Origin of the sequence: Secundilactobacillus paracollinoides DSM 15502 = JCM 11969 (assembly GCF_001311135.1) — a bacterium.
Lineage (GTDB): Bacteria > Bacillota > Bacilli > Lactobacillales > Lactobacillaceae > Secundilactobacillus > Secundilactobacillus paracollinoides.
In genome coordinates this window covers 20,766-40,721 of record NZ_BBAG01000020.1, presented here as the reverse complement: position 1 = coordinate 40,721, position 19,956 = coordinate 20,766, and the positions used below count along the sequence as shown (strand labels likewise).

General features: G+C 48.3%; 24 protein-coding genes and 1 tRNA gene. 13 read left to right on the top strand and 12 right to left on the bottom strand.

Translation table 11 applies throughout. The annotated features are described in order from the left end of the window. Positions 1–3 precede the first annotated feature (3 nt). On the top strand, positions 4–855 hold the full coding sequence (locus tag JCM11969_RS08180; protein ID WP_054710334.1) for a hypothetical protein: 852 nt from the start codon (positions 4–6) through the stop codon (positions 853–855). Between the two features lie 77 nt (positions 856–932). Here the strand turns inward: JCM11969_RS08180 and JCM11969_RS08175 are convergent, their stop codons facing one another. The 5 genes from JCM11969_RS08175 to JCM11969_RS17725 form a co-directional block, all read right to left on the bottom strand. Next, positions 933–1,274, bottom strand: a complete 342-nt coding sequence (locus JCM11969_RS08175) for a hypothetical protein (RefSeq protein ID WP_054710331.1) — start codon at positions 1,272–1,274, stop codon at positions 933–935. Positions 1,275–1,742: 468 nt separating this feature from the next. Further along, positions 1,743–2,168, bottom strand: coding sequence for an immunoglobulin domain-containing protein (locus tag JCM11969_RS08170; RefSeq protein WP_054710328.1), 426 nt, complete (start codon positions 2,166–2,168; stop codon positions 1,743–1,745). Positions 2,169–2,201: 33 nt separating this feature from the next. Further along, positions 2,202–2,384 (bottom strand): hypothetical protein, encoded by a 183-nt coding sequence (locus tag JCM11969_RS08165; protein WP_156319309.1) that lies wholly within the window; start codon positions 2,382–2,384, stop codon positions 2,202–2,204. Positions 2,385–2,800: 416 nt separating this feature from the next. Next, positions 2,801–3,037, bottom strand: a complete 237-nt coding sequence (locus JCM11969_RS08160) for a DUF2922 domain-containing protein (RefSeq protein WP_054710322.1) — start codon at positions 3,035–3,037, stop codon at positions 2,801–2,803. 16 nt (positions 3,038–3,053) lie between these two features. Continuing rightward, positions 3,054–3,227, bottom strand: coding sequence for a DUF1659 domain-containing protein (locus tag JCM11969_RS17725; protein WP_156319308.1), 174 nt, complete (start codon positions 3,225–3,227; stop codon positions 3,054–3,056). A gap of 294 nt (positions 3,228–3,521) precedes the next feature. On the opposite strand from JCM11969_RS17725, the gene JCM11969_RS08155 reads away from it, so the two are divergent. The 3 genes from JCM11969_RS08155 to JCM11969_RS08145 all read left to right on the top strand — a co-directional run bounded on the left by JCM11969_RS08155 (position 3,522) and on the right by JCM11969_RS08145 (position 6,229). Further along, positions 3,522–3,761, top strand: coding sequence for a hypothetical protein (locus JCM11969_RS08155; protein WP_054710319.1), 240 nt, complete (start codon positions 3,522–3,524; stop codon positions 3,759–3,761). 589 nt (positions 3,762–4,350) lie between these two features. Next, complete coding sequence (locus tag JCM11969_RS08150; RefSeq protein ID WP_054710316.1) at positions 4,351–4,791, top strand: MarR family winged helix-turn-helix transcriptional regulator; 441 nt, start codon at positions 4,351–4,353, stop codon at positions 4,789–4,791. A 91-nt stretch (positions 4,792–4,882) separates the two neighbouring features. Then, positions 4,883–6,229, top strand: a complete 1,347-nt coding sequence (locus tag JCM11969_RS08145; protein WP_054710313.1) for a dihydrolipoyl dehydrogenase family protein — start codon at positions 4,883–4,885, stop codon at positions 6,227–6,229. A gap of 666 nt (positions 6,230–6,895) precedes the next feature. Here the strand turns inward: JCM11969_RS08145 and JCM11969_RS08140 are convergent. From JCM11969_RS08140 to JCM11969_RS18905, 4 genes are all read right to left on the bottom strand, one after another. Next, the gene (locus tag JCM11969_RS08140) at positions 6,896–7,618 is read right to left on the bottom strand and encodes a gamma-glutamyl-gamma-aminobutyrate hydrolase family protein (RefSeq protein WP_054710308.1); all 723 of its coding nucleotides are present in this window, start codon (positions 7,616–7,618) and stop codon (positions 6,896–6,898) included. Positions 7,619–8,081: 463 nt separating this feature from the next. Then, positions 8,082–8,780: an ABC transporter substrate-binding protein gene (locus JCM11969_RS19820; RefSeq protein ID WP_263850033.1), complete on the bottom strand. Its 699-nt coding sequence runs from the start codon at positions 8,778–8,780 to the stop codon at positions 8,082–8,084. Between the two features lie 38 nt (positions 8,781–8,818). Beyond that, positions 8,819–9,445, bottom strand: coding sequence for an ABC transporter substrate-binding protein (locus JCM11969_RS19815; protein WP_263850031.1), 627 nt, complete (start codon positions 9,443–9,445; stop codon positions 8,819–8,821). Next, positions 9,442–9,693 carry a hypothetical protein gene (locus JCM11969_RS18905; RefSeq protein ID WP_225353188.1) on the bottom strand — a complete coding sequence of 84 codons (252 nt, stop codon included), beginning with the start codon at positions 9,691–9,693 and terminating at the stop codon, positions 9,442–9,444. The genes JCM11969_RS19815 and JCM11969_RS18905 overlap by 4 nt, the downstream gene beginning before the upstream one ends. Before the next feature lie 587 nt (positions 9,694–10,280). On the opposite strand from JCM11969_RS18905, the gene JCM11969_RS08130 reads away from it, so the two are divergent. From JCM11969_RS08130 to JCM11969_RS08120, 3 genes are all read left to right on the top strand, one after another. Further along, positions 10,281–10,505 (top strand): hypothetical protein, encoded by a 225-nt coding sequence (locus tag JCM11969_RS08130; protein ID WP_054710306.1) that lies wholly within the window; start codon positions 10,281–10,283, stop codon positions 10,503–10,505. Between the two features lie 101 nt (positions 10,506–10,606). Then, a tRNA-His gene (locus tag JCM11969_RS08125) sits at positions 10,607–10,681 on the top strand. 950 nt (positions 10,682–11,631) lie between these two features. Beyond that, entirely contained in the window at positions 11,632–12,180 is a 549-nt protein-coding gene (locus tag JCM11969_RS08120) for a L,D-transpeptidase (RefSeq protein WP_054710303.1), read from the top strand. 27 nt (positions 12,181–12,207) lie between these two features. Here the strand turns inward: JCM11969_RS08120 and JCM11969_RS08115 are convergent, their stop codons facing one another. After that, on the bottom strand, positions 12,208–12,786 hold the full coding sequence (locus JCM11969_RS08115) for a hypothetical protein (RefSeq protein WP_054710300.1): 579 nt from the start codon (positions 12,784–12,786) through the stop codon (positions 12,208–12,210). A 239-nt stretch (positions 12,787–13,025) separates the two neighbouring features. Between JCM11969_RS08115 and JCM11969_RS08110 the strand changes: the two genes are divergently transcribed. Both JCM11969_RS08110 and JCM11969_RS08105 read left to right on the top strand, forming a co-directional pair. Then, the gene (locus JCM11969_RS08110; RefSeq protein ID WP_054710295.1) at positions 13,026–13,217 is read left to right on the top strand and encodes a hypothetical protein; all 192 of its coding nucleotides are present in this window, start codon (positions 13,026–13,028) and stop codon (positions 13,215–13,217) included. A gap of 236 nt (positions 13,218–13,453) precedes the next feature. Beyond that, positions 13,454–14,401, top strand: a complete 948-nt coding sequence (locus JCM11969_RS08105) for an L-lactate dehydrogenase (protein ID WP_054710292.1) — start codon at positions 13,454–13,456, stop codon at positions 14,399–14,401. A 781-nt stretch (positions 14,402–15,182) separates the two neighbouring features. Here the strand turns inward: JCM11969_RS08105 and JCM11969_RS08100 are convergent. After that, positions 15,183–15,956: a DUF2705 family protein gene (locus JCM11969_RS08100; RefSeq protein WP_054710289.1), complete on the bottom strand. Its 774-nt coding sequence runs from the start codon at positions 15,954–15,956 to the stop codon at positions 15,183–15,185. After that, entirely contained in the window at positions 15,956–16,864 is a 909-nt protein-coding gene (locus JCM11969_RS08095) for an ABC transporter ATP-binding protein (protein WP_054710286.1), read from the bottom strand. The genes JCM11969_RS08100 and JCM11969_RS08095 overlap by 1 nt, the downstream gene beginning before the upstream one ends. An 811-nt stretch (positions 16,865–17,675) precedes the next feature. Here JCM11969_RS08095 and JCM11969_RS17720 point away from each other — a divergent pair. Genes JCM11969_RS17720 through JCM11969_RS08080 form a run of 4 tightly spaced genes read left to right on the top strand, consistent with a single transcriptional unit; the run spans position 17,676 to position 19,953 of the window. Beyond that, positions 17,676–17,837 carry a DUF6056 family protein gene (locus JCM11969_RS17720; RefSeq protein WP_156319307.1) on the top strand — a complete coding sequence of 54 codons (162 nt, stop codon included), beginning with the start codon at positions 17,676–17,678 and terminating at the stop codon, positions 17,835–17,837. Positions 17,838–17,858: 21 nt separating this feature from the next. Then, positions 17,859–19,028, top strand: coding sequence for a DUF3329 domain-containing protein (locus JCM11969_RS08090; protein WP_225353192.1), 1,170 nt, complete (start codon positions 17,859–17,861; stop codon positions 19,026–19,028). Further along, positions 18,992–19,300, top strand: coding sequence for a hypothetical protein (locus JCM11969_RS18900; RefSeq protein ID WP_156319306.1), 309 nt, complete (start codon positions 18,992–18,994; stop codon positions 19,298–19,300). Before JCM11969_RS08090 ends, JCM11969_RS18900 begins: the two co-directional genes overlap by 37 nt. After that, on the top strand, positions 19,189–19,953 hold the full coding sequence (locus JCM11969_RS08080) for a MucBP domain-containing protein (protein ID WP_225353191.1): 765 nt from the start codon (positions 19,189–19,191) through the stop codon (positions 19,951–19,953). The genes JCM11969_RS18900 and JCM11969_RS08080 overlap by 112 nt, the downstream gene beginning before the upstream one ends. Positions 19,954–19,956: the final 3 nt, after the last annotated feature.

Below are 19,956 nucleotides of genomic sequence, written 5' to 3'. Positions count from 1 at the left end.
AGTATGAGAAAACGTGTTATCGCGGGTGTTGCTGCAGCAATGGTCTTAGGTCTATCCGTTGCTACCATCAAACCAGTAGACGCCTCGGCAAAGTCTAAAATTACGGATATGCCCAATATTGGCGCTCACTTCGTTGGCAACGGAACGTTTATCAACAACCATTCCAAGAGCTATTTAGCGACCAAGAAAGGTAAAAATGTTTCTATTTCTAAATATAGATATGCCTCACTCGGAGTTTATTACAAGCTAACCACTAGCAAAAACACCTATTACCGAATCAAGGCAATATCGCCCGCGGATGACATTAATGGCTGGGTTTTGGCAAAGAACTTCAAAACAGGTTACCCGTCCCTGCATGTTTCCAGCCTGACAGAAGCAGGTGTGACTGCGCAGGGTAAAATCATCGGTGGTCCGAGTGACATTACTGTCCAAACTTCGACACTTACCAGAAACAAACTAGATCCATATAATGATTTCAGGGCATTTGTCTATAAGAGTGAATCAACCATTTACTGGAAGAAATCCAGTCCAAAATATGCCGTTGATATCGTCTTTAACGGCGAACATGCACCCTCAGCTAACTTCACGAATAACACGAAACATTACAAAGCCTATTTTCTAAAGTCAGATAACAAAACACTGGATGTCAAACCATTTGGAAGCTACAAGTCTTTTAACAAATTGAATGCAACTACGCGTTCGAAGTTTCCTGCCGCTATTCAAATCAATAAAAACTATAACCCGACAAACATCTGGAACGGCGCGCTATATGATCCAGCAACTAAAATTATTCTTTTAAACGGGTATGGCAATAACACATACTCCTATCTGCCTGATTATTACCTTACGAAATAGTAGAAGTTCATGAGTGTTTTGGGCTCATATTAAAAAAGCGGCTCAGCGTATCTTGCTGAGTCACTTTTTTATTGCAGTTATTCAACGACTTGATAGTCGCTCCCCACCAATTCAAACCGAATTTCATTATCATCGATCTGGTCATGGCCGAGGAAAGTCCCACCCACGTGATAGCGGGTGCCATCTTCAGTGATGACTTCAACCGGCATCCCGTTTTCGTGGTTGATTGCGTTGATCATTTCTGAGCCGTATGGCAACACAATTTCTACTCGGATCTGTTTTGGCATTTTGACGTAGGCGATTTCTTTGCCGTTTAGGGTGCGCTTGCCGACCTCTTCTTTGATGAAGGTGACTTGTGAGGTTGGTTTGAAGCCGTAGACTAGGGCTTTGCCGACTTTGATTGCTTGGATTTGGAGCATTTGTTTTTCTCCTGATTTTTTATTTGCTGGTTTTTAGTTTAGAGGAAAGTTTTGGTTTGGGCAACTTTTTGTGTGGCGTGGGTGGTGTTGCACTCTGTTTTCTAGTTTTTTCTTTGCAAAGGCCCGCTTTACATTGTGCTCCACTTCTATCTAGCCTAAACGTGCTACAGAAGGGCAAAGGGTTGCACCTAGCCGACTTCGACCGAAAAGGCCAAGTTCGGGCCTTTTCGGTCAAAGTCAACTAGGCTCCACCCTTTAAACGCCCTTCTTCCGCACTCTACAAAAAAAGAGAGCTCTCTCGAACTCCCTTCCACATGTTTGGGGACTACTTGTTACTGAAATAAATACAGGGGAAGTATTTCAGTACGCAATGAAGTTAGCATTACAACGACGTATCGTTATAACTGAGGCCTATTATACGCAGATTGATTCTTGAATGCTAATATTCTTACTTCGATTTTTTGAACACTAGTCGCTCGGCGCCCGCACGACAACGTTCACGCTGGTTGCCACCGCACGATTGTTGCGCATCGTTTCCACCGTATACGTGCCGGTATTGTGGGTTTGGCACCGATTCAGCCTGAGCTCATTCTTCACCGCACCGTGAATCGGGTCGTTGTTGAAGTACCACTGGTAGCCCTGGTCGTATTCCGAAGTGCTTCGGACCTTGAGAAACAATGGTGAGTTGACCGGCACCTGATGCAGCGGCTGGTTCGCAAGAATAACCGGCAGCCGCGGCTTGATCGCCAGGGTTGTGGTTGCCGTTGCTCTGAGCTGGCCCTTCTTACTCTCCCGCACCACCACACAACGAAAATGCACGCCGTCTAGTCCCAAAGGCACGTTGGTTAGTTTTATTTTATCCGTTGTCTGGGTAAACAGTTCCTGCTCCCCCATGAACCACTGGAATTGGTCATCGGGATCACTTGGCTAGACAGCCACTGACAGCGTCACAGTCCCACATTCCTGACCATGACCGCCGTGAATCGTGGCCGTTTCAATGGGTTGGAGGTGTAACAATTTTGCCACCCGCTGCGTCAACCGCTCCGACTGGGTCGCAAATTCGCACTGCTGCAAGTTTTGTCGCGATTCGTTAACTCGGTTTTCCATCATGATCACTCCTTCGAGCGTCTGGGGCCGGTTCCGTTAACCTTAGTGTACCAAGAAGATTGGGTGGGAATCGAGGAATACGCTCTTGGGATTCAGGTCAGAATCTTTGTACTATACTACAAAGATTTCTCTTTTTACCAAAAATTTGTGCTGTAATACAAAATTTCTGATTTTTACCGGAAATTTGCACTATAGTACAAAAAAGCGCCCGGGAATCCCTTCCCAGGCGCTTTTCTATTTCATCGGCCACAATGACAATGCCAGAATAGCCAATTCCATTTGATGTAGTTGCTGCGCCGCCACTAACATCAGCAGGCACAACAACCGTTTTTGTAACAGATGATTCATACCAGGACCCCCTTAAGCCGTCATGCAGATGGTTCAGAAAATGAACGGGGGCCGTGGGTCAGACTTGACGCTTAAACTTCGAAGAGTCCGCGTGTCACTGTGTCAACGTACGCTGCACTGATCACGTTAAGGTAGAGTTGCACCCCATCCTTTTGGAACATGTCAAGTGACGTCACAGTTGCCATCGCTTTGTTCACAGTAGCCTCGTCCAGGTCAGGCACGGCCTTGTTAAAACTAAAGGTGTGTAATTTTTCGTCTTCACCCTTGAAGATCAGTTGCAAAACGCTCTTTGATGAATTCTTAGCCATAGTTATTGTCCTCCTATTATAAAACGATGTCAGAAACGTCGTCGGTCGTGGTTACGATTGCGTGGTCAAAGGTGTTGCCAGTCAACGTTTCAACAACGCCGGCGAAGGTCTTGATCTGGCTGTCGCTAGGTGCTTGTACCAGGTTGTTGAAAGTTTGGCGAATCAACTTATCGTCAGCAGTCCGCATCATCAGGGTCAGGTTGTTTTAGTCCATGTCGTGTTCATATGAGTATCGCTCCTAAATTGGTTTATTTGGTAAGTTGTTGGCCAACGCCTTACACTTATACAAACAAAATCGCAGCCAAATCTGTCAACCAATTTTTAAATTTTCTCGAAAAACTTCTCTTTAGGGCGAAAATTAGGTATCATAGAGACATTAGTTTTAATTCTATAGGAGGCTATTTTTTATGGCTGAGCGTCTAGTATACCCGGTAGTCTTTGATCCAACTGTCGAACTGAACAGAATCCAGATCACCGTCCCGATGTGCCTGAGGTCAAAGTCCTTGGCATCGACGAAGATGACGCCGTTTCGAAAGCGGCCCACGCCATTGGCGAGGCCCTTGCCACCACGACTGAGATTCCTGTGCCAAGTGCCCCAAGCGAAATCGCGCTGTATGGTCAGCAGCGGTTAAGCTTCATCGTACTTGATTTGGATGAATACAAGGAACAAACCAAAAAGCCTAGCAAGAAACGTGCTAAGGCTAAGAAGTCTAGTAAAAAATAATGGGTTTAAAAACCACTGATGGTTAGCAGTTTTGTTGACTTTTAGTGGTTTTTTGTGTCTTTTAGTCTCAGTTGATAGTCCGTTGCATTGCGCGATTTAGCACTCCGCTGTGGTGGCTCGCGATGAAGCTAATTCGATTTCTGCTTCGCAGCTCTCGAATGGATCTCCATCGTCTCGCATGGCTCTAAGCGGAGAGACCCCCTCCGCTAAGTGCCATCGACACCACTGCTCCGTGCCAAATCGCTCCATTCCACTAACGTTGAGCTTATTTTTCACCACTAGTTAAGCATTACAATGGTGTTAACCCTAGTTTGTAGAGAATCCGCCCTCGACTGCTTATTATTTTCTTTTTAGCAATGCTTCTCATTCTTTCTGGTAAATGGTTCAAAATCAGTGATCTATTACTGATTTTTGGCCTAAGTTGTATTTCAATGTAGGTCGCTTATTCTTCTGACTGCGCAATATAGGGCCGGTTACTTAAGAAACAATCGGCACTCACCCCAAAAAAAATCAAACCGACTTTGCCTTTTATCACACAACGTGGTATATTATTTCTATCGTGCACGATAGAAATTAGAGGAGGCCCAACATGAACGACGATATCCAACTGACGAATTTACTGTGTTTTTCGGTTTATAACATGAACCGGTTGTTTAACAAATTTTATCAGCAGGCATTGGCGCCGTTGGGGCTGACTTATGCGCAGTACCTGGTGCTGATGTCCCTGTGGGAACATGACAACCAAACCCTTCACGAGCTGGGTGATGAGTTGAAGCTTAGCAGCAACACCCTCACCCCACTGTTGAAGCGACTGGAGAAGAACGGCTGGTTGACCCGGGTTCGTCCGGAAAATGACCGCCGGCAGTTGATTGTTTCTTTGACTGATAAGGGCAATGACGAACAGGACGCGATCTTTGAAGCGCTCGCCGACTGCATTGCCAACTATCACCTCTCCCCAGAGCAGTACAAGCAAGCGCTGGCATTAAACAACGATCTGATTTCGGCATTTGAAACCGGGCTAGACAATTAATTGATTAAAACGGGATCGCCGTATGGCTGTCCCATTATTTTGGCCATTTCAGTCGTGCACGATCAATTAAACATTTTTAGGAGGAATTCTCATGGACTATGACGTTATCTTTATTGGCAGTGGGCACGCCACCTGGCATGCCGCTGTGGCACTGAAACAGGCTGGTAAGAACGTGGCCATCATGGAAGAAGACACCGTTGCCGGAACCTGCACAAACTACGGCTGTGATGCCAAAATTTTACTAGACGGACCGTTTGAGTTGAGCGAGCAACTGAAACAGTATCAGGGTAAAGGTGTCAATGAACCCGTTAAGATCGATTGGTCGCAACTCATGGCTTACAAGCACGACGTGATCGACCCGCTAAGTGTGCAGTTGACTGGGTTGTTTAAGCAAATGGGCATTGATCTGATGATGGGCCACGCCTCATTAACTGACGGCCACACAGTGACTGTTGAAGGCAAGTCCTATACCGCCGATGCCATTGTGTTAGGCACTGGGCAGCGTCCCGCCAAACTACCAATTGAAGGTGCAGAATACTTGCACGATAGCCGAGAATTCCTTGACCTAGAAACGATGCCTAAGCGAATCACGTTTATCGGTGCAGGAATCATTTCGTTGGAATTTGCTGCAATGGCAGCCGCGTTGGGCAGTGACGTCCACGTCGTCGAATATGGCCCGCGGGCACTAGCAGCGTTTAACACGCAACACGTTGACCAGCTGGTTGCTAAGTTAACGGCCGCTGGTGTGACCTTCCACTTTGGTGAGGGTCTGCAACGTGTTGTGCCGGTGGACGACCATTTTCAAGCCATCACTGACAGCGGATTGACCATCGATACCGATTACGTGTTAGGGGCAACTGGTCGGGTACCAAATGTCGAAAACCTTGGGTTGGAAGACGTTGGTATCGCGTTTAATCGACGCGGAATCGAAGTGGACGACCACCTACGCACGAGCTTGCCATCCGTTTACGCAAGCGGTGACGTTATCGACAAGCCAATTGCGCGTTTGACCCCCACCGCAACGTTTGAATCCAACTACATTGCCGGTCAAATTCTCGGTAACCCATCACCAATCGATTACCCAGCCATTCCCGCCGTTGTGTTTACCATGCCGCGACTGGCACAAGTTGGCGTTAGTGTGGCAGCTGCCGAAGCCGACCCTGATACGTATTACATTCAAGATATCCCCTATGGTCAACGTCTGGCTTTCCAATACAAGAATGAACTAGATGCCGATCTGAAAGCGGTCTTTGATGCGAACAACTATCTTGTAGGTGCCGAGATTATCGGTAATGACGCACCAGATCTGATCAACCTGTTAACCTTGATCATCAATGGCCGCATGTCAGCGAATGATCTGGGGAAGCAGATCTTTGCGTTTCCTAGTTCATCCGTTGGCATCATTGATCTGTTACAAATGTCGCTCCACCGGGACTAACTTTACCTTTAAATTGACGATAATCTGGACAATCATTTAAAATCACACTAAGAAGATAACTTGTGAAGGACTAACGCTGGGTCAGAATGGGGTAGATGCAGATTACTGTATTGAGCAATCCTATGTGCCTGGGGTTATCTTTTTTGACTTTACAATACTCCAAGATACTGCATTAATAAATGCTATCAGCATAAACAAAGAAGCCCAGATCATCCGACCTGGGCTTCTTCACTAGCTTGCTTGCTGGTCTTCCTGGTCGACAATTTTCCAACCATCCAGCAGCTTGTCACTATTTATATATTGCTCCACGACCCACTTAGCCGCTTCGTGATCTGGGTAACAGTTTGGATACTGTTCGTCCGGTGAACAATATGTTCGTCTGGTTTAGTGACAACGTAACGCTTAGCCACTATCAATTTCCCCTTTCAAAAATCGAAGAAAACACACAACTCGATATCTTACCGGTACATTTGGTAGTTTAACACTTATTTTCAAATATGACAGCAGTTGGCTGTTAATTTTCATTGTCTTACATGTGTACATGATCTTCAGAAAATGAACAGTTGTTGCAAAAGCACAGCGTTACGAAGGCGTTTCCAGTACATAAAAGATCGTCCCAGGAAAAATAGTGGGACGACTTTTTTCGTAGTTATAACTAGAACAGCATTATTTTTGGTTAATCACGTCAACAAGGTGTTGAAAAATTTTCAAAAACTCAGGGTGCGCTTCAAACATCATTTCCGGATGAAACTGCACGGCAAAAATTTGCTTGTCGGTTGATTCAATGGCTTCCACGATGCCGTCATCACTCTTAGCAACGGCTTGGAGGTTATCGCCCAGTTCATGGATGGCTTGGTGGTGGAACGTGTTCACCAAGAAGCGGTCACCCAACAGCGTGTTGAGCCACGAACCAGTCGTGGTGGTCACGTGCTGCGTTGGAATCTCCCACGACGTCGGCAACTGGTTATGCTTGCCGTTAACACCAGCCTGCACGTAAATATCTTGATAGAGCGTGCCGTTGAGCGCCACGTTAATGATCTGTTCGCCACGGCAGATGCCAAGAATCGGCTTTCCAGAAGCAATCGCCGCCTTCACCAGCGCAATCTCAAACTGGTCGCGATAGATGTCAGTTTCTTCAACCTGCTGAATGGGTTCGTCACCGTAAAGAATCGGCGTGACCCCTTGCCCGCCAGTGAGCAGCAACCCATCAACGGTATCAATGTAGTCGGCAGCGTCTTCAGGCGCCCCAAGCGGAAAAATAAACGGCTGAGCCCCACTCTGGCGAAGCCCATCGACGTACCCAATCTGCACGTAATCAATGTAGTTGGTATCAAATCGCGGGTTAGGATGAATCAAATGATTACTGGCAATCCCAATTTTAGGCTTCATATGAAGGCCCCTTTCTGGTTTAAGGTGTTTGAAATTAGAAATATGATGCTTAAGAGAAAACGTAGTGAATACGTTGCTCACCTTGTCAGCTTCGAACCACAGCGTTCGAATTACTATCAAGCAACGGATTGTTGCCAAGCTTCTCACTGAAGCTGTCGAGCTACCCACGCATCCGCCGAGGGATTCACTGACCATAGTTGGCCTGCAGTCAAGGGCGGATTCTCTAGGAACTAGTTTTAATGCCATTTTGATTTTTAACAAGAGAATCTAGTAAGCAGAACGTAAGTGGAACGGAGTGATTTGGCACGGAACCGTGGTGTCGATAATAGTTAGCGACCGTACTTCGGTCGGTTACTATTATGCGAGACGATTGAGATCCACTCGAGAGCTGCGCAGCAGAAATCGAGTTAGCTCAATCGCGAGCCACCACGGTGGAGTGCCAAATCACGCAGTGCAACGAAATCTACTTCCAGCTTACATATTCATACTTCTGATACCCAATCAAAGGATAACTCAAACCCTTAAGATCACTAGAAACCAAGTGCACCGAAGCGTACTGATAAAGAGGTGTAACCCCTTGCTCCTGGTTCAGAATCTTAGCAGCCTTCTGTTGCAGTTTAACCCGTTGAGCAGCGGTTTGACCGTTGGTGTCGTTGATTTGATCGATGACTTTTTGATACTTGGCATTGGTCCAGTTGGTGAAGTTGATCTGCCCACCTTTGGCAGCAATGTTCAGGTAATCAATTGGGTCAGGGAAGTCGGTGGACCAGCCCAAAGTCCCGAATTGGTAATTGTGGTCAGAGAATGCTGAGATCTCTTGTTCCAGCGGAATGGACTTGATGGAGATGGTCAATCCAGGCAAGACTTTCTGGGCTTGCGCCTGAATGTATTCGCCAACGGCCTTGTAAGCATCCGTATCAGCAGTCAACAACTGAATGGTGATCTTCTTTTTACCCAGTTCCTTTTGCGCCAGCTTGAAGTAGGCCTTCGCCTTGGTTGCGTTGTAAGCCAACCCGTTGCCCACTTGGGTGTTGAAGTCTTTCCCGTTGCTGCCCTTAACTTCGCCAGATGGCACGATCGACTTGGCTGGTTGTGAACCATCCTTCAACACGTCGCTTGCCAACACTTTTCGATTCAGTGAATCGCTAATGGCACAACGCAGGTTCAGGTTCTTCGCAGTCTTATCATAGTTGTTCCAAGTCAGGAAGCTTGTTGGCCGTACTTCGACACAACGAGGTCCTTCTTATACTGTTTCTTGACCATTGAAACGTAACTCCCGGAGAGTTGGGTCTCTTGAACCTTCTTGCTCTGGAAGAGTCGCAGCCCAGTTTGTGGCGTCTTCACAACTTGGAAGTGGATCTTGTTGATCTTGACGTGACCGGCACCGTAGTAGTTCTTGTTCTTCACAAGGTTCCAGGTATCCTTTGAGGAGTTCCAGTCCTTGATGACGTATGCCCCATTGGCAGCAGCGTACTTGGAACTGGTCCCGTACTTAGTCCCCCACTTGCTCAAATCTTTGCGGTTAACTGGGAACAATTGCGTCGCTAACACGTAGTTATAGTAGGGTACCTTGTGACTCAGTGTAATTTGCAGCTTATACTTGCCCAGCGCCTTAACGCCGAGTTTGTCGGGATTCAATTTCCCTGATGCAACGCCAGAGTAGTTTACGAGGTCTTCTAAATGGGCGGCCCGCTGTGACTTGGTCTTAGGCTCAACTTGACGCCGGAACGAGGCAACGAAATCCTGTGCGGTGACGGCTGACCCATCGCTCCATTTTGTTTGCTTTAAATTAAACGTGTAGACTTTGCCATTATCAGTCGGCTTCACGATCTTCTTTGCGACTGACGCACGATCTTGCCCTTGTTATTTTGCTTATAGAGCCCCTCAACCGTCTGCGTGACGGCCAGATCTGAGCCAACGTCGGTGACCCGGTTTGGATCGACCGTTTCCACGTTGGCCTGCGCGGTCGTTTGCAGGACCTTATCTGACGATTTGCTTGAACTGTTGCCGCAGCCTGCTAACACTAATGCGATCGCAACTGCCGGCACGGATAACGCAAGAATGCGTTTCTTCATGACACCCACCCCTTCTATACACACAACCAAATTCACCTAACCAAACAAAAAACTTCCGCCCGTTACTAGTCTGCACCAGTAACGGGACGAAAGTTTTCGCGATACCACCCGAGTTTGCGGCCAGCTTGAACTGACTGCCTCATCAACTTCATGTAAAGTTGCGGCCGGTAACGTGGTCTAACGTCCGTTCAGCTTGCACCAAACGAAGGCTCTGGGCTCATCTTCGGCTAACCTGGCGTGGCATCCTCCCATCGCTGGACGCTCGCTTCACAAGTTCGGTTGGCTTAATCTTCCCATCAATGCCGTTCAATTAAGTTGGCTCAATAATACTCACCAAATTTTCATTTGTCAACGCGAAACTATGCCCACCCTTACCCGTTTTGAACCCAATGCGAAACGCTATCCCTGTGATAACAGGCCTTTGACGTCGAAATGGGACAGTTGTGCTGAACTGTCTTAATATCAGGACGCACCCCTTTTTATTTGGCGGTCTCCTCATTCTTTAAAGGAAATTCAAACACTTTATTCCAAACTGTCTGCAATTCGCGCTATAATAATGTTAACTACTACACACGGGAGGGACAAAAATGAACGCCCAAACCAATAAAATTCAAGCCGATGCTGACGGCAACTTATTCCTGCAGCTACCCGCAGACCTCGTTAAAGACTTAAAGCTCGCCCAAAACGACGAGATCGACATCATGCCCACCGCGATGGGCTTTGAAGTCCGTAAGATCACCGACATTGAGATAATTTTTGGGACCCATTCTCAGAAACCGTTAACGAATATCAAAAGGCCCTCGAACTCTTAAAGGGTGAAGACACGACCGATAATGAAACGCCTGATACAAAATAATGTAAAAAAGTGTGCCAAAGCATTAATGGGTGTGCTATAATTGTTATTGCTGTAATGGCGGTATTGGTGAAGTTTGGTTAACACACCGGATTGTGGTTCCGGCACGCGTGGGTTCGAGTCCCACATACCGCCCTACATATAGTTATGTTACGCAAGGCACTCACTTTGGTGGGTGTCTTTTTTTGTTATTGGCATCATTCAGTTTGGTGGTTAGCCACCGCTGCGTTGCGCCGGTCGGCCCTGCAGGCTGTAGTGGGTCGCTCCGGAGCTATTGAATTTCTTACAGAAATTCAAGGATCTCCTACGTCTCCCGTATTAGTAAGCGAGGAAAGGACCCTCGCAAACTAATACCGACACTACTGCCTGCAATGCCGACCGGCTCCACTCCGCTGATATTTGCGATTCACTGGAGAAAAGTGTTGCCTCCTACTTTGGAAACAGAACGTTACCTGCAGTGAAACTTGAGCGGCAAACTTGCATACAGCAATGATTCCATAACTAGGTTCGCTGTCATTAATGCTTCGCAGTCGAGGGCGGATAATCTTCGAACTGGCATTAATTCCCTTTTCGCTATTTAACCTAAAGTTACAAACATGCTGATTATCAGTGGAATGGAGCGATTTGGCACGGAACCGTGGTGTCGATGTCACTTAATGGCCGTTCTTTGGCCATTTAGTGACATGCGAGACGATGGAGATCCATTCGAGTGGCGCACAGCGACAATCGAATTAGCTTCATCGCGAGCCACTCTCGGTGGAGTGCCAAATCGTGCAATGCAACGGACCTACCAGTATTTCTGGCAACATAGCTGAAACGCGTTCCGACAGGCAGGGGGCTACTACAGAAGTGAGTCTGACCGCAAAAGTCAAACCCGGACTTTTACGGTCAGACTCACTTCTGCTCCGCTCCCTAGGCGCCTGTCTCCACGCTCTGCAACGGAGTGCCAAATCGCGCAATGCAACGGACCTAAACAGCAAAGCTTCAAATAAGTAGATCAACCATTTAACCCATTGTCCTGCCAATAATGTAAGCGGTATAATTACTGTAAAGCAACATACTTTCTGGGGAAGAATGTGATTAAAATGAGGACCATTACTAAAGTTGCAACGACACTCGTACTCACTTCAGGTATGCTTATCGGCGGTCTCAGCCTAAAGGCCGCCACTTCAACTTCCACCGCACAGGCCGCAACCGCCAAGGTGATCAATTGGCGCAAACCGTCGCAGAATAAAGCCTACCCGAGTTTCAAAACGCATAAGGGCACTTGGCTCTACGTCAGCACAAAACGCCAGCGAGTTTACTTTCACTACAAGAATAAAATCACTTATATCATGAACTGTTCTACCGGCAAAACCAGCACGCCGACGCCAAAGGGTACCTACCACATTCAAGCCGAACACGGCCTTCGTTTCGGCGGTCCGCTGGGCGGTGCCCGCTACTACGTTTCATGGAAAGGCCACGGCACTTACCTGTTCCATAGCGTGCCAATCAATGGCAAGGGGCAATACATCACGTCAGAGGCCAAAAAATTGGGTCACAAGGCTTCTCACGGCTGCATTCGACTCGCTATCCCGGATGCGAAGTGGCTGTACACCCACGTACCGGTTGGGACGAAGGTTGTGATCCACTAAAAATCAGTCAAACAAAAAGAGCCGAATTTACTTCGGCTCTTTTTTACGTCGTCCACGCCGCGATTCTTGATGTGCCAACGCTTTTTCAATGGTCGGTTCCCGCCGTTTCAGCAGCCAGGTGTAGGCGTAGCTGGAAATCCCTGAAATCGCCCAAACGTACCAGTCGTAGCTGCTACCGAACTTCATAAAGGTGAATAGGTCTTCTCGCACTTCCTGTCCCAATTCAGAAGCCAATTCAGTCAAACTAAATTTGCCGGCAGGCACCACCCCGACCGCAAAGCCGATCAAGAAAACGGCCGCCCAACCGACCACGTACTGCCAGTTCTTCTTCAATAGGACTTCTGGCCGATGATACCGATCTAATTCACCGGTCACCTTGATTTCCGTTCCAGCGGCTTGAAACCACGCGATGCCAAACGCAACGACTGCCAGAATCGCTAACAAACCAATACTTGGCGCATTCCAGTCCATTGTCACCAGAAACATGATCAGCGAGTACCCCGGGATGATGACCTGTTCCATCCGACTCGTTTTCTCGAATTCAAACGCCTTTCTGGTCACCCGATAAATGCCCCATAATAGGATGACGTACAAGATAAGTCCCATAATTTCTCCTCTTTATTCAAACTCTTTCCTTATTTTGAATGATTGCAACACGGTCTTCACACTTTGACCACAGAATATTAGGAATTTCTTTAAAAAATCGACACAAATCCTTACGATTTCAACGCTATTCTATAACCATTAACGAACCACCGATAAGTTTACCCCAGTGGTGAACGCATTACCAGCAGGTCTCACAAACGCCTACGTAACGCAACTCTAATGGAAACGAGGGATGTCGCATGATGATCATTCTCAGTGTATTGAAGTTTATTGGAATCGCCTTTACTGTCCTGTTACTCATCGATATCAGCGTGATTGGGATGGTCTTTCTGTTACGGAAGATCATCGCCCGCAACCAATACGCGCACCAATATCTGCTGGCCATTCAAGGCGGCCGTTCAATGGAAAAGTATCAAAAACAGCAAAAATAGGTTCACCCCAATAATAAGTAAACCCTTTAGAACGCTATTAATCATTTAATAGTGTTTTTTTATTGCCCTCCTAACGCCAGTATGTCAGGCTTTGCCAGTTATTTTACGAAGAATGGCCAACCCTTATTTTCGATTTGCTGTTGACACGGCCCACAATCATTGTTAAATTGAACAACATTAAAACATAATTAGTTTTCACACACATTCCACATACTACATAGAAGAAGGTTCTACATATGAGAAAATACGGTATTATCGGTGTCGGTCACGTCGGCGCCACAGTTGCTTACACCCTGGTCTGCCAAGGGATTGCTGACGAATTAACGCTGATCGATAAAAATGAGAAAAAGGCCCGCGCTGAGCAATTAGATCTCCAAGACGCTCAAGCGCGCTTGGACTCACACACCACCATCCGCATCAACGACTACTCACAGTTAGCTGACACGGACATTTTGTTTGTCACGTCCGGCAACATTCACGCCCTCGACCACGCCAGCGGCAACCGCTGGGCTGAATTTGAATACACCCGCGAAATCGTCCAAGACATTGCCCCTAAGATCAAAGTGTCCGGCTTCAACGGTGTCATTATTGACGTCATGAATCCGTGCGACTGCATCACCTACTACCTGCAACAGGCCACCGGTCTTCCCACCAACCAAGTGCTGGGCACCGGGACCTTCCTGGACACTGCCCGGATGCAAAAGGTCGTCGGCGAAAACTTCAACGTCGACTCGAAGAACGTTTCCGGCTACACGTTAGGCGAACACGGCGAATCACAATTTGTTGCTTGGTCCACCGTCTCCGTTAATGGACTGCCAATCACGCAACTCGCTGAAGAACGCGGATTAGACCTTGAAGAATTAGAATCTCAAGCACGTGGCGGTGGTTGGGCGGTTCACTCCGGCAAGGGGTACACGAGCTACGCCATTGCCACCTGCGCCGTGAAACTCAGCCGCGCCGTTCTGGATGACGCCAACCTCGCCTGCCCTTGCTCATGCTGGAGCAGCAAGTACAACACCTACGTCGGCCACCCCGCCATCATCGGCAAATCCGGTGTCGTCGAAGCCCTCCGCTTACCGATCACCGATGCCGAGGAAGCCAAATTAGCTGAATCAGCCGGCTTTATCCGCGAAAAGTTCGAAACCTTGCCAACCGCTGAAACTGCGGATGTTACTGGGCGTTAATACTGAATTCTCTATTAGAGCACTCATTATGTGGGTGCTTTTTTTGTGCATAACTTTCGCTGCGTTCCGCCGGTCGGCCCTGCAGGCTGTAGGCCAGAGTGTGGAGCAGGCCGGGTAACTCCCGGAGTGTAAGGCGACTTTGCCGGAAATTCCGGGCTGAATTTCTGGCAAAGTTGCCTTACACAGTAGGGAGTTGGCCTGCGGAACACGTTTCCGCAATATAAACTAGAAATTCAAGGATCTCCTCCGTCTCCCGTGTTTGTAGGCGAGGAAAAGACCCTCGCCAACAAACACCGACACTACTGCCTGCAATGCCGACCGGCTCCACTCCGCTTATATTTGCGGTTAATTGCAAGTATGTGCTCATAGATACTCAGCTTATCAGAAGATTCCCCTCATTCAGTAAGTTACCGCGACTCGGTCTGTTCATAATCAACATCGCAAGGTTTGCAGTCATTGGGTAATTCGCAGTCGAGGGCAGATAATCTTCGAACTGGCCTTAATTAAATTTCGATGCTTAACCAAACGTAACAAGTCTGCTGCTTGTAAGTGGAATGGAACGATTTGGCACGGAATCGTGGTGTCGATGTCACTTGATGGCCGTCCTTTGGCCATTTAGTGACATGCGAGACGAATAAGATCCAGTTGTATGGCGCACAGCGACAGACAACTTAGCTTATTCGCGAGCCACTCTCGGTGGAGTGCCAAATCGCGCAATGCAACGAAAAGATACCGCCAAACAAAAAGCCCACCGACAAAAGTAGCCAGTGAGCAAAACGAATTAAATATTCCGTTTCTTAAAGAAGTAATACCCGATCCACAAGAATAAAGCAATGTAAAAGACATTCCCAAAGAACATCTGGGTGTTGGTTAGGTTCAACAATTTCGTGTACGTATCAGGGTCTGAAAGCAGGCTTGGGTAGAGCATCATAGTGAGTGGATTCCACTTGATCCAGTCGTATTCTTGAATGAGAACGACGAGAATCTGCATCACCAGGTTGGCGGCAAAGTAGCCAATGATGCCGACCGACACAGCGGCTGCCGAATTTCGGAAGACGTTTGCCAGCAGGAACACCAGGCTTAGTAACAGCCAAAGGGTGACGAATTTACCGCCATCGACCATGGCCGTGTAGCGAAATACGCTGATGCCGTCCGTTGTCGCATGCAGGTTGATCACGTGCTTGAACATGAATTCCCGCAGCACAAGCGAAACGAAAAAGCTCAGTGCGTACCAATAAGCGCTGTAAATAAACATGCAGACCCATTTGCTGACGAGCACCTGACCGCGGCTGTATTTTCGATACAACAACGCGCGAATCGTGCCGTACTGAAACTCCATGGTGATGATGGTGGCGCAGGCCGCAATCATAAAGTAGAGGATCAGCGGGTTGGCGTAAAACGTAGACTGAAATGCAGCTTCTGGGTTGACCATCTTCGGGTCGTTTTTAGCGAGCACCGCGAAGCCGATCTGCATCACGATCATCAACGCGGTACAGATCCAAGTACTGTGTTTTCGTGATAGTTTAAATAACTCTTGTCGTATTAAATTACCCATTAGTCAGCCACCCGATCTTTCGCCAGCAGGTCCAGCAGTGATGATTCCAAACTGCCTTCCTCACGCTGCATGTCGTTGACGTCGAGGCCGGCATTGATCAGCGTCTTCAGTGCGCTAGCCAAGGTATCATCCGCCCGGTCAATGATCCGAACTTGCGGCCCATCGTCCAATTCAAACGAAGCAGCCTTCAACAAATCGCGTGCCTTCGGGTCGTCGCTCGTTTGCAAGAAGATCGTGTTTCGTCCCTGTGAGACCAGCAGCTGATGCATGGTTGTTGCGCTCACGATTTTCCCTTTGTCGATAATCAACACGTCCTGCGCCAGTTTTTCCAGCTCACTCAGAATATGTGATGAAATCAGGAAACTGGTGCCCTTCTGAGATTCTTCGATAATCAGGTCACGCAGGTCCTTGATCGACTGCGGGTCCAGCCCATTCATCGGTTCATCCAAAATGACCAAACTGGGCTCGTTCACTAGTGCCATGGCCACACCGAGTTTTTGCTTCATCCCGACCGAATAGCCCCGGGCCAGTCGTTTAATAAAATCGTCCATGTTCAATTTTGAAATGATCCGCTGAATGTGGATCAACTGGTGGTCGCCATTGGCAAATAAGTCCAAATGATCCCACCCTGTCAGATACGGGTAAAGTCCAGGATACTCAATCAGCGCACCAACGTTCGCGAGCGCCTCGTGGCTGCTTGGGGTGACCGTCTGGCCAGCAACCTGAATTTCCCCTGACTCATAATTAATAAGTCCTAAAATTGTCTTCATGATTGTCGATTTACCGGCACCGTTTGGCCCGATCAAGCCCACAATGCGCCCTTCGCCAACCGTAAAGTCGACGTCGTGCAGCACGTGCTTGGAGCCAAAACTCTTGTTCAAATTGTGCACGGTTAATATATCGCCCATGGAATACCCCCAATGTTTTGCTACTGTAATTTAATCATAGGTGGCAAGGGTTTGCAAATGCCAGAGTGTGAAGCAAGGCGGGTTAGGGGCGGTGTGTAACGGACGATGACCGAAAAGTCCGGGCCTGACTTTTTGGTCATCGTCCGTTACACGTTAGCCCCGTGCCTTGCGAAACACGTTTCCGCAATGTATCCAAGAAATTCCGTGCATGTCCCCCGCTGCGTTCCGCCGGTCGGTCCTGCAGGCTGTAGTGGGGTCGCTCTGGGAAGTTATTGAATGTCTTACAGAAATTCAAGGATCTCCTACGTCTCCACTTCGCTGATATTTGCGGTCAATACCAGCAAGAGCTATTGCAGACCCCATAGCAATAAACATTGTCCACTTTCAATCGCAAATACAAAACTCTGTCTTTTCATAGTCACCACAACTGGGTTCGCTGTCAGTCGGTAATTTGCAGTCGAGGGCGGATAATCTCCAAACTGTCATTAATCAAATTTCAATGCTTAACCCAAAGTAATAAGCATGCTGACTATCAGTGGAATGGAGCAATTTGGCACGGAGCAGTGGTGTCGATGTTACTTAATGGGCGTGGGTCTCGGCCATTTAGTAACATGCGAGACGATGGAGATCCATTCGAGAGCTGCGCAGCAGAAATCGAATTAGCTTCATCGCGAGCACTCTCGGTGGCGTGCCAAATCGCGCAATGCAACGAAAAGCAATAACCAAACAAAAGCTATACGTCAGCACGTCAATACAGCATGGTAAAATAAATATAATGTCAACATTAATAATTGAATTCAGGGGAATCAACATGACTAAACAACAATCTAACAAGGTGTTACGGGTCGCCTTGAAGATCGGCGGATTTGCCATTATTGTGTTTTTTGTCTACTTCTTATTTAAACAGTTAAATGATTTAACAGGCTACGCGGCCGACGACTATCTCTACCACTTCTTCTTTCGCGGCGAGTGACCGACCAAGCACCTCAGCGGCATCCACAATCTATGGCAATTGCTGCACTCCATCCAGATCCATACGCGGATCAACAACGGCCGCTTCGTTGCCCATACCGGCGTCCAGTTGTTTATGCAGCTGCCAAAGGCCGCATACAACGTCGCAAATTCAATCGTGTTCATCCTAGTTGGCCTACTGATTGATATCCACGTTTTCGGCAGTTTCAAAAAATTGCGCGTCAGTTATTTTGCCCTCACCTTTGCGTTGATGTGGTGGTGCCTGCCCGACTACGGAACATCGATTCTCTGGCTATCTGGCGGGTTCAACTACCTTTGGGTGGCGCTCATCTATCTGAGCTATTTACTGCCATACCGGTTCAACTACCACGCAAAACATCCGCGGCTCATGTTTGTGGGTATGCTGGTGCTTGGGTTCCTCGCCGGCGGTACAAACGAAAATACGGCCCCACTCACCATTTTCGTTGCCTTGGCGCTCACTCTTTATGACTGGTCACGCTCAAAGGGCCAACTCGCCTGGAAATGGACGGGTGGCCTGGCCGGTGCCTGCAGTTTCTACACCGTGGTCATGTCGGGCAGCAAACAAATCACCAAACGGGGCTCACAGTTTGAACTCAGCAACATTGTAGCCTTCACGCTGCACTATTCCGGCGCCATCATATTGTTCACCGCGCTGTTTCTGGCCTACATGTACTGGCAGCATCATACCTATGGACACACGTTTAAATGGAAAGATAACCGTAACTATTTCTCAGCTCTCTTCTACTTTATTGGTGGCCTGCTGGGGATCATGGCACTAGTCGTTTCACCAGAAATCGTCAGCCGGGTATTTTTCGGCCCCAATATTTACTTCATCACCGCCATTTTGATCCTGTTTTACGACCACGCCCAGTTGCGGCGGTGGTCACTACTCGATCGCCTCACCCCAGCCCTGGCGGCGGGCGTGATGTTGTTTGCCGGTATTCCGGGCTACAATGCCGCTGTCAGCTCGCTGCGGACTTCATACGGGTACTGGAAGGCTGGCGACACCATTTGCCGGTACGACGCCGCCCACCACATTGCGCACGCCAAGGTGCCGGGGATGCAGCCGGTGACCAACAGCCACAACGTTTACCGGACGCAGACCTACGTGAGTCCCGGCAAGCCGACCAAACAGTGTTCAACGTCTGGATGGCGGCCTACTACGGCGTGAAAACGGTCACCGTGGACAATGGGCTGCCACCCGCAAAAGTACCTCTGAATAAAAACGGCATTGCCTGGCAAACCCAACACGTGCTCACACTGGCGTACCATGGCTGGACGAGCCTCATCAAGCCGATCACTGCCAAGCAGCCACGACGGAAAAGGCCACCATCCGCTACGTCACCGCATCCGGCAAGCAAGTTGGCACAGAAACCATTAGTGGCACTGCCGGCAGCAGCTACGATATCAGCCACGCATCAGTCACTGGCTACAAAACGCTAGCCAGCAGTCCCCAGTCTTACACGTTTACGACTGCCAGTAACCAGACCGTTACCGTCACAGTCAAGGATGTGGGCGCCAACGCGACGGCCACGATCCTGTACAAGGTTGAGAAAACGGTTAAAATTGTCGGTCGGGAGCCCATCAACGGCCGAGTTGGCGAGACCTATGACATTAGTAACGGCTCAACGACTGGCTATACGACTAATGAAAAGAACAAAGAATCTTACCGTTTCACCAAGGCGGCCGACCAAACCGTCACGCGCTGGGTGCACCCTGCCTCACAGGAAATCACGATCGACTTCATACACAACGGCAAGGTCGTCCGGACAGCCAAAAAGGCTGCGGAAACTGGCAGCACATTTAGCGTATCAGCACCGTTTGGCTACCGGCTTGCGCCTCACCAACGGTCGCGGTTCACCGTTCCGAAACAGGGACTTGTCACTATTCAAGTTAAGGTGCAACGCCTCAAACTTTGGCTTCGGTTGTTGAAGAATGGCAATCTGCAATTGTTGCTGATTGGCATCATTGCGTTCCTCGTCTGCGATAATTTCGTTGCGATTCGGCAACGGCGGAATAGGGATGATCTAGCGCTGTCGGAAAAACTGTTGGGTGATTTAGAAGATGAACAGGACAAGCTTCGTAAAAACAACTAAAAA

Coding starts and splice junctions, on each gene's coding strand:
- JCM11969_RS08095 (WP_054710286.1), bottom strand. CDS start 16,864: ATGGGCGATATATTAACCGTGCACAATTTGAACAAGAGTTTTGGCTCC.
- JCM11969_RS08130 (WP_054710306.1), top strand. CDS start 10,281: ATGAACGCCCAAACCAATAAAATTCAAGCCGATGCTGACGGCAACTTA.
- JCM11969_RS18905 (WP_225353188.1), bottom strand. CDS start 9,693: ATGAAGAAACGCATTCTTGCGTTATCCGTGCCGGCAGTTGCGATCGCA.
- JCM11969_RS17725 (WP_156319308.1), bottom strand. CDS start 3,227: ATGATGCGGACTGCTGACGATAAGTTGATTCGCCAAACTTTCAACAAC.
- JCM11969_RS17720 (WP_156319307.1), top strand. CDS start 17,676: ATGACTAAACAACAATCTAACAAGGTGTTACGGGTCGCCTTGAAGATC.
- JCM11969_RS08150 (WP_054710316.1), top strand. CDS start 4,351: ATGAACGACGATATCCAACTGACGAATTTACTGTGTTTTTCGGTTTAT.
- JCM11969_RS08115 (WP_054710300.1), bottom strand. CDS start 12,786: ATGGGACTTATCTTGTACGTCATCCTATTATGGGGCATTTATCGGGTG.
- JCM11969_RS08120 (WP_054710303.1), top strand. CDS start 11,632: ATGAGGACCATTACTAAAGTTGCAACGACACTCGTACTCACTTCAGGT.
- JCM11969_RS08180 (WP_054710334.1), top strand. CDS start 4: ATGAGAAAACGTGTTATCGCGGGTGTTGCTGCAGCAATGGTCTTAGGT.
- JCM11969_RS08145 (WP_054710313.1), top strand. CDS start 4,883: ATGGACTATGACGTTATCTTTATTGGCAGTGGGCACGCCACCTGGCAT.
- JCM11969_RS08105 (WP_054710292.1), top strand. CDS start 13,454: ATGAGAAAATACGGTATTATCGGTGTCGGTCACGTCGGCGCCACAGTT.
- JCM11969_RS08140 (WP_054710308.1), bottom strand. CDS start 7,618: ATGAAGCCTAAAATTGGGATTGCCAGTAATCATTTGATTCATCCTAAC.
- JCM11969_RS08100 (WP_054710289.1), bottom strand. CDS start 15,956: ATGGGTAATTTAATACGACAAGAGTTATTTAAACTATCACGAAAACAC.
- JCM11969_RS08160 (WP_054710322.1), bottom strand. CDS start 3,037: ATGGCTAAGAATTCATCAAAGAGCGTTTTGCAACTGATCTTCAAGGGT.
- JCM11969_RS08170 (WP_054710328.1), bottom strand. CDS start 2,168: ATGGGGGAGCAGGAACTGTTTACCCAGACAACGGATAAAATAAAACTA.
- JCM11969_RS08165 (WP_156319309.1), bottom strand. CDS start 2,384: ATGATGGAAAACCGAGTTAACGAATCGCGACAAAACTTGCAGCAGTGC.
- JCM11969_RS08110 (WP_054710295.1), top strand. CDS start 13,026: ATGATGATCATTCTCAGTGTATTGAAGTTTATTGGAATCGCCTTTACT.
- JCM11969_RS08175 (WP_054710331.1), bottom strand. CDS start 1,274: ATGCTCCAAATCCAAGCAATCAAAGTCGGCAAAGCCCTAGTCTACGGC.